The sequence below is a fragment of the Kitasatospora sp. NPDC127116 genome (assembly GCF_042677365.1).
Lineage (GTDB): Bacteria > Actinomycetota > Actinomycetes > Streptomycetales > Streptomycetaceae > Kitasatospora > Kitasatospora lactacystinica.
This window is the reverse complement of the sequence record NZ_JBHXTL010000190.1, coordinates 1-14,270: the sequence shown is the minus strand read 5'-3', so window position 1 is coordinate 14,270 and position 14,270 is coordinate 1. Positions and strand designations below refer to the sequence as shown.

The 14,270-nt window shown below is 71.2% G+C and carries 10 protein-coding genes and 3 tRNA genes; all 13 read left to right on the top strand.

Features of this window, described 5'->3' with window-relative positions:
• Positions 1–961: 961 nt before the first annotated feature.
• The 13 genes from dnaN to ACFVHV_RS40540 all read left to right on the top strand — a co-directional run bounded on the left by dnaN (position 962) and on the right by ACFVHV_RS40540 (position 14,123).
• Positions 962–2,092, top strand: a complete 1,131-nt coding sequence (dnaN, locus tag ACFVHV_RS40600; RefSeq protein WP_074001900.1) for a DNA polymerase III subunit beta — start codon at positions 962–964, stop codon at positions 2,090–2,092.
• Positions 2,093–2,263: 171 nt separating this feature from the next.
• Positions 2,264–3,139 carry a phosphogluconate dehydrogenase (NAD(+)-dependent, decarboxylating) gene (gene gnd / locus ACFVHV_RS40595; RefSeq protein WP_359906995.1) on the top strand — a complete coding sequence of 292 codons (876 nt, stop codon included), beginning with the start codon at positions 2,264–2,266 and terminating at the stop codon, positions 3,137–3,139.
• A gap of 41 nt (positions 3,140–3,180) precedes the next feature.
• Complete coding sequence (gene recF / locus ACFVHV_RS40590) at positions 3,181–4,314, top strand: DNA replication/repair protein RecF (protein WP_359906992.1); 1,134 nt, start codon at positions 3,181–3,183, stop codon at positions 4,312–4,314.
• A 391-nt stretch (positions 4,315–4,705) separates the two neighbouring features.
• Positions 4,706–5,170, top strand: coding sequence for a DciA family protein (locus ACFVHV_RS40585; protein WP_359907018.1), 465 nt, complete (start codon positions 4,706–4,708; stop codon positions 5,168–5,170).
• Positions 5,171–5,438: 268 nt separating this feature from the next.
• Positions 5,439–7,454, top strand: a complete 2,016-nt coding sequence (gyrB, locus tag ACFVHV_RS40580; RefSeq protein WP_359906989.1) for a DNA topoisomerase (ATP-hydrolyzing) subunit B — start codon at positions 5,439–5,441, stop codon at positions 7,452–7,454.
• Positions 7,455–7,585: 131 nt separating this feature from the next.
• The gene (gyrA, locus tag ACFVHV_RS40575) at positions 7,586–10,132 is read left to right on the top strand and encodes a DNA gyrase subunit A (RefSeq protein WP_380358489.1); all 2,547 of its coding nucleotides are present in this window, start codon (positions 7,586–7,588) and stop codon (positions 10,130–10,132) included.
• A 150-nt stretch (positions 10,133–10,282) separates the two neighbouring features.
• Positions 10,283–11,032, top strand: coding sequence for a DUF3566 domain-containing protein (locus ACFVHV_RS40570; RefSeq protein WP_359906984.1), 750 nt, complete (start codon positions 10,283–10,285; stop codon positions 11,030–11,032).
• Between the two features lie 261 nt (positions 11,033–11,293).
• Positions 11,294–12,688 carry a class I SAM-dependent methyltransferase gene (locus tag ACFVHV_RS40565; RefSeq protein ID WP_380358483.1) on the top strand — a complete coding sequence of 465 codons (1,395 nt, stop codon included), beginning with the start codon at positions 11,294–11,296 and terminating at the stop codon, positions 12,686–12,688.
• A 16-nt stretch (positions 12,689–12,704) separates the two neighbouring features.
• Positions 12,705–12,778 (top strand) — tRNA-Ile (locus ACFVHV_RS40560).
• Between the two features lie 104 nt (positions 12,779–12,882).
• A tRNA-Ile gene (locus ACFVHV_RS40555) sits at positions 12,883–12,956 on the top strand.
• Positions 12,957–13,131: 175 nt separating this feature from the next.
• Positions 13,132–13,476, top strand: a complete 345-nt coding sequence (locus ACFVHV_RS40550) for a DUF6191 domain-containing protein (protein ID WP_380358480.1) — start codon at positions 13,132–13,134, stop codon at positions 13,474–13,476.
• Positions 13,477–13,735: 259 nt separating this feature from the next.
• A complete protein-coding gene (locus tag ACFVHV_RS40545) occupies positions 13,736–13,864 on the top strand; it encodes a DLW-39 family protein (protein WP_014137031.1) in 129 nt (42 codons plus the stop codon).
• A gap of 186 nt (positions 13,865–14,050) precedes the next feature.
• Positions 14,051–14,123, top strand: a tRNA-Ala gene (locus ACFVHV_RS40540).
• The last annotated feature ends 147 nt before the right edge of the window (positions 14,124–14,270 follow it).

Genomic DNA, 14,270 nt, shown 5'->3' with positions numbered 1-14,270 from the left:
GTGCCGTGCAGCGCCGCGTGGCACCCGGCACGGCACGACGAGGCACGGCCCCAGGGCGTCAGGAGCGAATCCTGACGCCCTTTCGCACGTCCACAGGTGTGCAGAACACGCCGGCTGGGCAGGGATGCCGTCGACGGACGTTCCGCCAGTCCACAGCCCGCGCCGAACAACTGACCGGTGATTCGAAAACCGAGGGCGCGCAAGGCCGTTGTCCACAGGACCGGCCCCTTCTCCACCGTCCACAGGGTGGGGAGTGCGGAGTTATCCAGAATTCGTCCACAGGCCCGTCACCGCTACGCTCTTCCGCGCAGGTCAAGTGCCTGTGGACTTGTGCACAACGGTTATCCACAGGCTGTGGACAGTTGACGGGCCGCCACTGGGCCGTCCGGGTTATCCACCGGTTGTCCCCAGGGGAAGGGCGGTTATCCCCAGGTTGTCCACAGCGGCGTCCACAGTTCGACAACCGTGGGCTACCGTTCATACCCTGGTGTGAAAGGCGTCACGAAAAGTTGACCGGCGCCCGTGGATAACCGGGCCCGGATCTGGGGACAGCCCTGGGGATAACCTGTGGATACCCAGCGTGGCCTGTGGGTAACGCTCGGCTGTCCACAGCGAGGCCTGCCCGTCCACAGCCGCCGTCCACAGCCGCTGTGGACAAAATTCGGGCTCTGACCTGGGGAAACGGGGTTATCCACGGTTTCCACAGGCCCTACTACTACCACTACACATTTAGACCCCGGACTTGCTTTCAAAGTGGGTGGGCCCCGAATCTGTGGACAACCGGTCTCCGACAACCGTTCGGGTTGCTTCCGCCCGTCTGCCCCGTCTGTCGGCGGAGTACGTCAGACTGTCCTTGCGACTGGAAGCGGAGTGACCGAGCTCGGCGGACAGCCGAACCGACGATCAAGATCAGACGAACCAGAGTGCGAGCGGGAGCGCTCGATCCAGGAGGCGGTTACCGGTGAAGTTCCGGGTGGAGCGTGACGTCCTCGCGGAGGCGGTGGCCTGGGCTGCCCGCAGCCTCCCGGCACGGCCGCCGGTGCCGGTGCTGGCCGGCCTGCTGCTGACCGCGCAGGAGGGCAGTCTGGCGCTGTCCGGCTTCGACTACGAGGTCTCGGCCCGGGTCGAGCTGGAGGCGGACGTCGAGGAGGCCGGCACCGTCCTGGTCTCCGGCCGGCTGCTGAACGACATCTCCCGCAACCTCCCCAACCGGCCGGTGGAGATCTCCACCGACGGCCAGCGCGTCAGCGTGGTCTGCGGCAGCTCCCGCTTCACCCTCCCCACCCTCCCGGTGGACGAGTACCCGGCGCTCCCCCAGATGCCGACCGCCACCGGCACCGTCTCCGGCGACGTCTTCGCCTCGGCCGTCAGCCAGGCCGCGGTCGCCGCCGGCCGGGACGACACCCTCCCGGTGCTCACCGGTGTCCGGGTCGAGATCGAGGGCGACCGGATCACCCTGGCCGCCACCGACCGCTACCGCTTCGCCGTCCGCGAGCTGCTGTGGAAGCCCGAGCAGTCGGACATCTCCGCCGTCGCGCTGGTCCCCGCCAAGACCCTCCAGGACATCGCCAAGTCCCTGGGCAGCGGCGACAACGTCTCCATCGCGCTCTCCTCGGGCGGCGCGGGCGAGGGCCTGATCGGTTTCGAGGGCGCCGGCCGCCGGACCACCACCCGGCTGCTGGAGGGCGAGTTCCCCAAGTTCCGCAGCCTGTTCCCGACCGAGTTCAACGCGATCGCCGCGATCCAGACCCAGCCCTTCCTGGAGGCGCTCAAGCGCGTCTCGCTGGTCGCCGAGCGCAACACCCCGGTCCGCCTCAACTTCGAGGAGGGCGTGCTGACCCTGGAGGCCGGTTCGGGCGACGACGCCCAGGCCACCGAGCGGATCGAGGCCTCCCTGGAGGGCGACGCCATCTCGATCGCCTTCAACCCGGGCTACCTGGAGGAGGGCCTCAAGGCCATCGACTCCCCCTTCGCCCAGCTCAGCTTCACCACCCCGACCAAGCCCGCGCTGCTCAGCGGCAAGGTCTCGGTGGACGCCGAGGAGGACAAGGCCTACCAGTACCTGATCATGCCGGTCCGCCTCTCCGGCTGATCCCGCCGCGTCCTACCGTCCACAGGCTGTGCACACCCGCTGTGCACAGCCTGTGGACGTCTCCCCCGCCCGGCCCGACCGCAGACGGCCGGGTCCGCTCCAGCGCGTAGGCTCAAGGAGTGCGGCAACGGCGCCGCCGGCAGGCACGTCACCACAGGTAAGGACTTGGTCATGGAGCTCGGCCTCATCGGTCTCGGCAAGATGGGCGGCAACATGCGCGAGCGGATCCGCCGCGCCGGCCACACCGTCATCGGGTACGACCGCAACCCGGACATCTCCGACGTCGACAGCCTCCAGGAGCTCGTCACCAAGCTCCAGGGCCCGCGCGTGGTCTGGGTCATGGTCCCGGCCGGCGCCGCCACCCAGGCCACCGTCGACGAGCTCGCCGAGCTGCTCTCCCCCGGTGACGTGGTGGTCGACGGCGGCAACTCCCGCTGGACCGACGACATCAAGCACGCCGAGGCGCTGGCCGCCAAGGGCATCGGCTTCGTGGACTGCGGCGTCTCCGGCGGCGTCTGGGGCCTGGAGAACGGCTACGCGCTGATGTACGGCGGCGACGCCGAGCACGTCGCCAAGGCCCAGCCGGTCTTCGACGCCCTCAAGCCCGAGGGCGAGTTCGGCTCGGTGCACGCGGGTGCCGTGGGCGCCGGCCACTTCGCCAAGATGGTCCACAACGGCATCGAGTACGCGATGATGCAGGCCTTCGCCGAGGGCTGGGAGCTGCTGGAGGCCGCCCCCGAGGTCACCGACGTGCGCGAGGTCTTCCGCAGCTGGCAGGAGGGCACCGTCATCCGCTCCTGGCTGCTGGACCTGTCCGTCCGCGCCCTGGACGAGGACGAGCACCTGGACAAGCTGCGCGGCTGGGCCGCCGACTCCGGCGAGGGCCGCTGGACCGTCGAGGCCGCGATCGACCACGCCGTGCCGCTGCCGGCCATCACCGCCTCGCTGTTCGCCCGCTTCGCCTCCCGTCAGGAGGACTCGCCGCAGATGAAGATGATCGCCGCGCTGCGCAACCAGTTCGGCGGCCACGCGGTCGAGTCCAAGTAACCAGCAGGTCCTCCACAAGAAGGCGGGCGCAGTCCACAGCCATGCACGTCGCGCATCTGTCGCTCGCCGACTTCCGGTCGTACGCCCGGGCCGAGGTTCCCCTCGACCCGGGCGTGACCGCCTTCGTCGGACCGAACGGCCAGGGCAAGACCAACCTGGTCGAGGCGATCGGCTACGTCGCCACCCTGGGCAGCCACCGGGTCGCCACCGACGCCCCGCTGATCCGGCTGGGCGCCGAGCGGGCGGTGGTCCGCACCTCGGTGGTGGACCGCGGCCGCTCCACCCTGATCGAGCTGGAGCTCACCCCGGGCAAGGCCAACCGGGCCCGGATCAACCGCTCCGACAACGTCCGCCCGCGCGACGTGCTGGGCCTGCTGCGCACCGTGCTGTTCGCCCCCGAGGACCTCAGCCTGGTCAAGGGGGACCCGGGTGAGCGGCGGCGCTTCCTGGACGAGCTGCTGACCGCCCGGGCACCCCGGCTGGCCGGGGTGCGGCAGGACTACGAGCGGGTGCTCAAGCAGCGCAACGCCCTGCTGAAGACCGCCGCGATGGCCCGCCGGGCCGGCGGCGGCAAGGGCGCCGACCTGTCCACCCTGGAGGTCTGGGACGGCCATCTCGCCCGCGCCGGCGCCGAGTTGACGGCCTTCCGGATCCAGCTGGTGGCCGCCCTGCAGCCGCTGGTGGCGGCCGCGTACGGGCAGCTCGCCCCGGGCGGCGGCGACACCGCCCTGGAGTACCGCAGCTCCTTCGAGGGCGAACTGCCGACCAGTCGCGAGCAGGCCGAGGAGCAGCTGCTGAACGCGCTGCAGGCGGCCCGCAAGCAGGAGGTCGATCGCGGCGTCACCCTGGTCGGCCCGCACCGCGACGAGCTGCTGCTCAGGCTCGGCCCGCTGCCCGCCAAGGGCTACGCCAGCCACGGCGAGTCCTGGTCGTTCGCGCTGGCGCTGCGGCTGGCCTCGTACGAGCTGCTGCGCGCCGACGGCGGCGAGCCGGTGCTGATCCTGGACGACGTGTTCGCCGAGCTGGACGCCGCCCGCCGGGACCGGCTGGCCGAGCTGGTGGCCGACGGGGAGCAGGTGCTGGTGACCGCGGCGGTCGCCGAGGACGTGCCGAAGGCGCTGGCCGGCGCCCGGTTCGCGGTCTCCGACGGCGCGGTGCGCCGGATCGACGCCTGACCGAGCGCTCTTACGGCGGCGGCTTCCGCCCGAGTACCCCCTTCACCGGCGCCGGCGGTGCCCCCGCCCGCGGGTGTCCCCTTTCACCGGTGCCGCCGCACCCGGACCACCGCACCGCCGCCACCGCACCGCGACCACTTCCGTGCACCGCCCACCCCCGCTCCGGTCCGAGGGGTCCGGCCGCTCCCGTAGGCTGGACGGCTCGGCGGGCGCGCGACCGCGACCGTTGTCCACAGGCTGGGGAAAGGAGATCGCCGTGAGCGAGCCGGCGGAGCACTCCCCCAGGTCCGGAGCATCCAAGCCCGGAGCTCCCAAGCCCGGAGCACCCCGGTCCGACGCCGCCGAGCCCGGCGCTCCCGCGCCGACCGGTGCCGACCTCGCCCGCTCCGCGCTGCGGGCGGCCCGTGCCCAGGCCCGCCAGCGCGGTGAGCAGGTCCGCGAGAAGCGCGAGGCGAAGCGGTACGGCCTGCGCAGCGGTGCCCGCTCGGACGGCCGCGACCCCGTCCCGTTGGGTGCGGCGCTCAACCGGCTGCTGACCGAGCGCGGCTGGGAGTCCTCGGCCGCCGTCGGCGGGGTGATGGGCCGCTGGCCGCAGATCGTCGGCCCGGACATCGCCGCGCACTGCCATCCCTCCTCCTACGACGAGGCCGCCGCGGTGCTCACCGTGCAGTGCGACTCCACCGCATGGGCCACCCAACTGCGCTGGCTGGCAAGGCAGTTGGTGGCCCGTCTGAACCACGAGCTGGGGCACGGGACGGTCCGGACGATCAAGGTGCTCGGCCCGGCGGCGCCCGCCCGCGGCTACGGCCGGCTGCGTGCGCCGGGGAGCAAGGGGCCGGGCGACACCTGGGGCTGACCGGGGGACCGGGCGGCCGCCGGGGGCACGGATCGGACGACGATCTTCCGGAACCCCTGACAGCCCTTCCAGGCGCCCTGGGCCCCCCGGTCGAGTATCGGGACATGTGCAGAGGGGATTCAGGGCGGCGTATCTGCCCTCAAGGGCTGCCAAACGCCCATCTATGTCAGTCGTACCGGTAGACTGAGAGCCAAACACTGTTGCTAGTGGCAACCGAGTCGAAACGCTGTGGTCGCACGCCCGCCCGCACGGGGTGGGCGTGCGGCCCGTGCTGTGCCAGAGAGGGCGCTTCGTGGCCGATTCCGGCAACCCCAGCCAGACCCCAGACCAGTCCGACCAGGCTTCCTACACCGGTAGCAACATCCAGGTGCTGGAAGGCCTCGACGCCGTCCGCAAGCGCCCCGGCATGTACATCGGTTCGACGGGCGAGCGCGGCCTGCACCACCTGGTGCAGGAGGTCGTGGACAACTCCGTCGACGAGGCGATGGCCGGGTACGCCGACACCATCGACGTCACGATCATGGCCGACGGCGCCATCCGCTGCGTCGACAACGGCCGCGGCATCCCGGTGGACATCGTCCCCGGTCAGGACAAGCCCGCCGTCGAGGTCGTGCTCACCGTCCTGCACGCGGGCGGCAAGTTCGGCGGCGGCGGGTACGCCGTCTCCGGCGGTCTGCACGGCGTCGGCGTGTCCGTGGTGAACGCGCTGTCCACCCGGCTCTCGGTGGAGATCCACAAGGACGGCCACATCTGGACCCAGGACTACAAGATGGGTGCCCCGGCCGCCCCCCTCGCCAAGGGCGCGGAGACCGACCGCACCGGCACCACGGTGACCTTCTGGGCCGACCCCGACATCTTCGAGACCACCGTCTACTCCTTCGAGACGCTCTCCCGGCGCTTCCAGGAGATGGCCTTCCTCAACAAGGGCCTGTCGATCTCGCTGACCGACGAGCGCCCCGAGCACGCGGACGAGGACGGCAAGCCGCTCACCGTCACGTACAAGTACGACGGCGGCATCGCCGACTTCGTCGCCCACCTCAACTCCCGCAAGGGCGAGGTCGTCCACCCCTCGGTGATCGACTTCGAGGCGGAGGACAAGGACAAGGCGATCTCGGTGGAGATCGCGATGCAGTGGAACTCCTCCTACACCGAGGGGGTCTACAGCTTCGCCAACACCATCCACACCCACGGCGGCGGCACCCACGAGGAGGGCTTCCGCGCGGCGCTGACCGGCCTGGTCAACCGCTACGCGCGGGACAAGAAGCTGCTCCGGGAGAAGGACGACAACCTCTCCGGCGAGGACATCCGCGAGGGCCTGACCGCGATCATCTCGGTCAAGCTCGGCGAGCCGCAGTTCGAGGGCCAGACCAAGGACAAGCTCGGCAACACCGAGGCCAAGACCTTCGTCCAGAAGGTCGTCCACGAGCACCTCAACGACTGGCTGGACCGCAACCCCAACGAGGCCGCGGACATCATCCGCAAGTCCATCCAGGCCGCCACCGCGCGCGTCGCCGCCCGCAAGGCCCGCGACCTGACGCGCCGCAAGGGCCTGCTGGAGTCCGCCTCGCTGCCGGGCAAGCTCTCCGACTGCCAGTCGAAGGACCCGTCCGAGTGCGAGATCTTCATCGTCGAGGGTGACTCCGCCGGCGGCTCGGCCAAGCAGGGCCGCGACCCGCGCACCCAGGCCATCCTGCCGATCCGCGGCAAGATCCTGAACGTCGAGAAGGCCCGGATCGACAAGGTCCTCCAGAACACCGAGGTCCAGGCGCTGATCTCGGCGTTCGGCTGCGGCATCCAGGAGGACTACGACGAGTCCAAGCTGCGATACCACAAGATCGTGCTGATGGCCGACGCCGACGTCGACGGACAGCACATCCGCACCCTGCTGCTGACCCTGCTGTTCCGCTTCATGCGGCCGCTGGTCGAGTCCGGGTACGTCTACCTCGCGATGCCCCCGCTGTACAAGATCAAGTGGGGCAAGGACGACTTCGAGTACGCCTACTCCGACCGCGAGCGCGACGCCGTGATCGCCTCCGGGGTGGCGGCCGGGCGCCGGCTGCCCAAGGACGACGCGATCCAGCGCTTCAAGGGTCTCGGCGAGATGAACGCCGAGGAGCTCCGGGTCACCACCATGGACGTCGAGCACCGGCTGCTGCTCCAGGTCACCCTGGAGGACGCCGCCCGCGCCGACGAGCTGTTCTCCGTGCTGATGGGCGAGGACGTCGAGGCCCGCCGCTCCTTCATCCAGCGCAACGCCAAGGACGTCCGCTTCCTGGACGTGTGACGCCTGCACCGCAGGCCCCGCACGTTCCAGTCCGCGTGAAAGGAAACTGACCACCAGTGGTCGACGACAACCGTCCCGAAGGCGAACAGCCCGAGACTCCCGAAGCCGCCGAGGCCACCGCCCAGGTGACGATGCGGATCGAGCCGGTCGAGCTCGAGACCGAGATGCAGCGCTCGTACCTCGACTACGCGATGAGCGTGATCGTCAGTCGTGCGCTGCCCGAGGTCCGCGACGGCCTCAAGCCGGTGCACCGCCGCGTGCTCTACGCGATGTACGACGGCGGCTACCGCCCCGAGAAGGGCTACTACAAGTGCGCCCGCGTCGTCGGCGACGTCATGGGCAACTACCACCCGCACGGTGACACCTCGATCTACGACACCGTGGTCCGCCTGGCCCAGCCGTGGTCGATGCGGATGCCGCTGGTGGACGGCAACGGCAACTTCGGCTCCCCGGGCAACGACCCGGCGGCGGCCATGCGCTACACCGAGTGCAAGATGATGCCGCTCGCCATGGAGATGATGCGCGACATCGACGAGGAGACCGTCGACTTCGCGGCCAACTACGACGGCCGCTCGCAGGAGCCCACCGTCCTGCCCGCGCGCATCCCCAACCTGCTGGTCAACGGTGCCACCGGCATCGCGGTCGGCATGGCCACCAACATCCCGCCGCACAACCTGCGCGAGGTCGCCTCCGGCGCGCTCTGGTACCTGGAGAACCCGGAGGCCTCCGCCGAGGAGCTGCTGGACGCCCTGGTCGAGCGGATCAAGGGCCCGGACTTCCCCACCGGCGCGCTGATCGTCGGCCGCCGCGGCATCGACGACTACTACCGCACCGGCCGCGGCTCGGTCACCATGCGCGCCGTGGTCGAGGTCGAGGAGATCCAGGGCCGCCAGTGCCTGGTGATCACCGAGCTGCCGTTCCAGGTCAACCCGGACAACCTCGCGCTGAAGATCGCCGACCTGGTGAAGGACGGCAAGATCGCCGGCATCGCCGACGTCCGCGACGAGTCCTCCTCGCGCACCGGTCAGCGCCTGGTCGTCGTGCTCAAGCGCGACGCCGTCGCCAAGGTGGTGCTGAACAACCTCTACAAGCACACCGAGCTGCAGACCAACTTCGGCGCCAACATGCTGGCCCTGGTCGACGGCGTGCCGCGCACCCTGTCGCTGGACGCCTTCATCCGGCACTGGGTCAACCACCAGGTCGAGGTCATCGTCCGGCGCACCACCTTCCGGCTGCGCAAGGCCGAGGAGCGCGCCCACATCCTGCGCGCGCTGCTCAAGGCCCTGGACCTGATCGACGAGGTCATCGCGCTGATCCGGGCCTCGGCCAGCGCCGACGCCGCCCGCACCGGCCTGATGGGCCTGCTCGACATCGACGAGCTCCAGGCCAACGCCATCCTGGAGATGCAGCTGCGCCGGCTGGCCGCCCTGGAGCGCCAGCGGATCATGGACGAGCACGACGAGCTCCAGCGCAAGATCGACGAGTACAACGCGATCCTGGCCTCGCCGACCCGTCAGCGGGAGATCATCTCCGAGGAGCTCACCGCGATCGTCGAGAAGTACGGCGACGAGCGGCGCTCCACCCTCATCCCCTCCGACGGCGACCTCTCCATCGAGGACCTCATCGCCGAGGAGGACATCGTCGTCACCATCACCCGTGGCGGCTACGTCAAGCGGACCCGCTCCGACCTCTACCGCTCGCAGAAGCGCGGCGGCAAGGGCGTGCGCGGTGCCCAGCTGAAGCAGGACGACATCGTCGACCACTTCTTCGTGACGACGACCCACAACTGGATCCTGTTCTTCACCAACAAGGGCCGGGTCTACCGGGCCAAGGGCTACGAGCTGCCGGACGCCGGGCGCGACGCCCGCGGCCAGCACGTGGCCAACCTGCTGGCCTTCCAGCCGGACGAGCACATCGCCCAGGTGATGGCCGTCCGCACCTACGAGGACAAGCCGTACCTGGTCCTCGCCACCCGGGCCGGCCTGGTGAAGAAGTCCGCGCTCAAGGACTACGACTCGCCGCGCTCCGGCGGCCTGATCGCGATCAACCTGCGCCAGGACGAGGAGGGCCAGGACGACGAGCTGATCGGCGCCGAGCTGGTCTCCGCCGAGGACGACCTGCTGCTGGTCTCCAAGAAGGCCCAGTCGATCCGCTTCACCGCGACCGACGACGCCCTGCGCCCCACCGGCCGCGCCACCTCCGGCGTCAAGGGCATGGCGTTCCGGGAGGACGACGAACTGCTGTCGATGAACGTCGTCCGTCCGGGTACCTATGTCTTCACCGCCACTGACGGCGGGTACGCCAAGCGCACCGGTGTGGACGAGTACCGTGTCCAGGGGCGCGGCGGCTACGGCACCAAGGCGGCGAAGATCGTCGAGGGCCGGGGCTCGCTGGTCGGCGCGCTCGTGGTCGACGAATCCGACGAGATCATGGCGATCACCCTCTCGGGTGGGGTGATCCGCACGAGGGTTTCCGAGGTTCGTGAAACCGGACGTGACACCATGGGCGTCCAACTGATCAACCTCGGAAAGCGCGACGCGGTCGTGGGCATGGCCCGCAACGCGGAGGCCGAGGACGAGGAGACGGCGGAGGACGAGGTGGCGGGTACCGAGTCCACCGAGTCCACCGAGACGGCCGAGGGTGCGGTGACGGCGGTCGACGGAGACGTCGAGGCCTGAACCGAACCGCAGACCGGTGCCGCCGCGTCCCATCAACGGGCGCGGCGGCACCGGCCGCCGACCAGTTCCGGGCAATCCCGCCGGGCGCTGGATGACGATTGACGAAGCAGGGCGGCACCGCCGTCCTGGTGGGAAGTGCGGGAGGACCAGGTGAGTGGAGCCACGGGTGCTGCGGGAGGAACCTCCGGCGGCCGTCCGGGCGCGCAGGGCGGGGGTTCGTACGGCGTTCCGCAGCCGCCGACCGATCACTCGGCCGCGTCCACCTCGCTGATGCCGCCGGCCGGTGGAGCGGGCCAGAGCGGTGCGACCTACGGCGGGCAGCAGGCCGCGTCGGCGAGCGGCGGCCAGGCCGCCGGATCGGGCGGCTTCTCGCAGCCGACCACCTACGCCAAGGGGCAGCCGACCCCGGCCCGGGGCACCCGGGTCCCGGGGCACACCCCGCCCGGTGGCACCCCCACCGGCGGGGCGGCGCGCCGCCCCGGCGCGGCCCCCGCCCCGGCCCCCGCGGCCGGCGGCTCCGCGCTCGGCCGGACGCGCAAGGCCCGGCTGCGGGTGACCAAGGTCGACCCGTGGTCCGTGATGAAGGTCAGCTTCCTGCTGTCGCTGGCCGTCGGCATCATCATCATCGTGGCCGCGGCCGTGCTGTGGATGACGCTGGACTCGCTCGGCGTCTTCGACTCGCTGACCAAGACCCTCAAGGACGTCACCGGCTCGGACAGCAGCGGCGGCCTCAACCTGATGGACTACGTCGGCTTCGGCAAGGTGATGACCTTCACCACGCTGATCGCCGTGGTCGACGTCGTCCTGCTGACGGCCCTGTCCACGCTCTCCGCGTTCATCTACAACGCGGCGGCCGGCTTCACCGGCGGCGTGGAGCTCACCCTGGCCGAGGAGGACTGATTCCGGCCGGATCCTGACGCACGCTCAGTTTCCCGTCCGGGGACGGAATGTACGGGCCCCACCGGCTGTTGCAGCCGGTGGGGCCCGTCGGCATTTCGGGTGACAGCCGGCCGCCCGCGGCGCGCCGCCCGGAAAGCGGGCGGCCGCAGTGGGATTAGCTGGGTGCCACCCGTCCCGAATCCCGGGAGTGCCGCAGGCCGCCCCCGATCCGCCCGACCGGGTCGGCTGAGGTTCCGCAGGACGACTGGACGGAGGCGCGCGGTGGCGAAGCTCGCAGGTCAACTGGTGGAGGCCCTGGAAGGGCTGTTGGGGGTCCCGGTACCGCTGCGGGTCCAGGCCTGGGACGGCAGCGCCGCAGGGCCTCCGGGCGCGCCCACCGTGGTCCTGCGCAACCGTCGGGCGCTGCGCCGGCTGATCTGGCGGCCGGACGAACTGGGCCTGGCCCGGGCCTACGTCGCGGGGGACCTCGAGCTCGCCCCCGGCACCGACCTGTACGAGACGCTCTCCGCCGTCGCCCGCTTCGCCGAGCGGCCGGAGATCCGCACCCTGGCCTTCGGCCCGCGGGACGTGGTCGGCGCCAGGGGCCGCCGGGTGCTCGCCGCCGTGCTGCGGGCCGGCGCGGTCGGCCTGGAACCCGAGCCGCCCCGCGAGGAGGTCCGCAGGGCCGCGGGACGCCTGCACAGCCGCAGCCGGGACCGCGCGGCCATCAGCCACCACTACGACGTCGGGAACGACTTCTACCGGATCGTGCTGGGCTCCTCGATGGTCTACTCGTGCGCCTACTGGACGCCGGAGGCGAAGAGCCTGGAGGCCGCCCAGGAGGCCAAGCTCGACCTGATCTGCCGCAAGCTCGGCCTGCGCCCGGGGATGCGCCTGCTGGACGTCGGCTGCGGCTGGGGCTCACTGCTGCTGCACGCGGCGAAGCACTACGGGGTCACCGCGGTCGGCGTCTCCATCTCCCGGGAGCAGGTCGCGCTGGCCCGTGCCCGGGTCGAGGAGGCCGGCCTGTCCGACCGGGTCGAGGTCCGGCTCCAGGACTACCGGGAGATCGCCGACGGGCCCTTCGACGCGATCTCCAGCGTCGGGATGGCCGAGCACGTCGGCGCCGAGCAGTACCGGGTCTACGCCGAGGGCCTGTACCGGCTGCTGGTGCCCGGCGGCCGGCTGCTCAACCACCAGATCGCCCGCCGCCCCGACCTCCCCGGTGAACAGCACCGCCCCAGCCCCTTCATCGACCGCTTCGTCTTCCCTGACGGCGAGCTCTCCCCCGTCGGTTCCACCGTGGCGCGGCTGGAGGAGGCCGGCTTCGAGGTCCGGGACGTCGAGTCGCTGCGCGAGCACTACGGGCTGACCCTGCGCGAGTGGGTGGCCAACCTGGAGGCGCACTGGACGGAGGCGGTCCGGCTGGTCGGCCGCGGCCGGGCCCGGGTCTGGCGGCTGTACATGGCGGCCTCCGCGCTCGCCTTCGAGCAGAACCGGATCGGGATCAACCAGGTCCTCGCCGTCCGCAGCACCGAGGAGGGCTCGGCGGGCCTGCCGCCGACCCGCGAGGAGTGGCTGCTGCGGCCCTCCGCCGGTGCGCCGGGGCTGGTCGCGAGGGGTGCCGCCGCGGCCCCGGCCGAGCCGGATTTGGGAGATCGGCCGTCGGTCCGCTAATCTTTCAGTGCGGCAAGGGCCTATAGCTCAGACGGTTAGAGCGCTTCCCTGATAAGGAAGAGGCCACAGGTTCAAGTCCTGTTAGGCCCACAACCGCGAAGGGCCCGGAGTGATCCACTCCGGGCCCTTCGACTCTTTCGAGATCGGGCGGGGCCGTGGAGCGGCCGGGATCCGGTACGATCTCTGTTCGGTGAGGGCCTATAGCTCAGACGGTTAGAGCGCTTCCCTGATAAGGAAGAGGCCACAGGTTCAAGTCCTGTTAGGCCCACCTCCCCGAAGGGCCCGGAGTGATCCACTCCGGGCCCTTCGGCGTTTCCCGCCGCTCTTCCCGCCGCTCTTCCCGCCGCTTTTCCCGCCGCCGGACCGGGAACCGAGCGCCCGTCCCGACGGTTCCCCGGGAAACACGGTGGAGGGTTGGTGACGGCATGGCGGTGTTGTGGGCGATGAGCATCCCCGGACTGGTCTGCGCCCTGGCGGTGCTGGCGGTGCTCGACCAGCTGGCACTGAGGGCGGGCCGCGCCCGCTGGGTGCCCTGGCGGGGGACCGGTCGGGAGGGGCAGATCTCGGCAACCGGGTTCGAGCAGCTGCACGCGCAGTTCGCCGCGGGCAAGCAGCACGAGCTGGACGAACGCGGCAGCACGCTGATGCTGCGGGACGAGGAGGGCGAGGGGGCGCCGCCGCGGACCAGGGTGGACCTGGCGGGCGGCACGGCCGTGGTGGTGGTGCCGGACCGCCCGGCGAACGGCCCCGCGGCCGGGGCGGTGCGGGGCCCGGGGTGCGGGGCCTGACCCGTGGGCGCGGCGGACGGTCCGGGGGCGGCCGGACCGCCCGCCAGGAGGTGCGGCGTCAATCCCGGGACCGGACCGCCGGGTTGGCCGTACCGGTGGCTGGTCACGATTGGGACACCGGTGTGTATCATCGGCCGCAAGGGCAGTCTGGCACTCGGCAGCCCGTTCGCGCTCGAAACACAACTGGACTCGTCGGCCCGGTCAGTCAGGCCGGATCCGGCTCTTGAGTCCATCAACGCAAGAAGGACGAGGTCCCGCGGTGAAGAAGCTTCTCCTGGTCGCCCTGGTCGCCCTCGGCGGCTTCTTTGTCTACCGTCAGGTCCAGGCGGACCGCGCCGAGCAGGACCTGTGGACCGAGGCCACCGACCCGGTTCCGGCCGGTCGCTGAGCCCCCGGCGATCTGACGATCGACGAACTCCGGAGGCGCCCGTCGGCGCCTCCCGGGCCGGCCGGCCCGGTCGACGAACCGGACCGGCCGACCCCATGGAACAGCACCGTTCCAGGGGGACGGCGCTGGGAATCGCGCCGGAAACCGGTACGCTAGTGCCCGTTGGCACGCGCGCGGTGCCGTCGAGGGGCATTAGCTCAGTTGGTAGAGCGCTGCCTTTGCAAGGCAGATGTCAGGAGTTCGAGTCTCCTATGCTCCACAATTCACGGCAGTAGCCGATCGGCCGGGGGCCCGGGAGCGGGGGGACGGGCGGTAGGGCGTTTCGGGGCGGGGGCCCCCGGGGAGGCGGGGCCGGGGCGCAGCCACCCGGGGGGGGCGGGCGGGAGCGCGACCCGGGCCCCCGCCG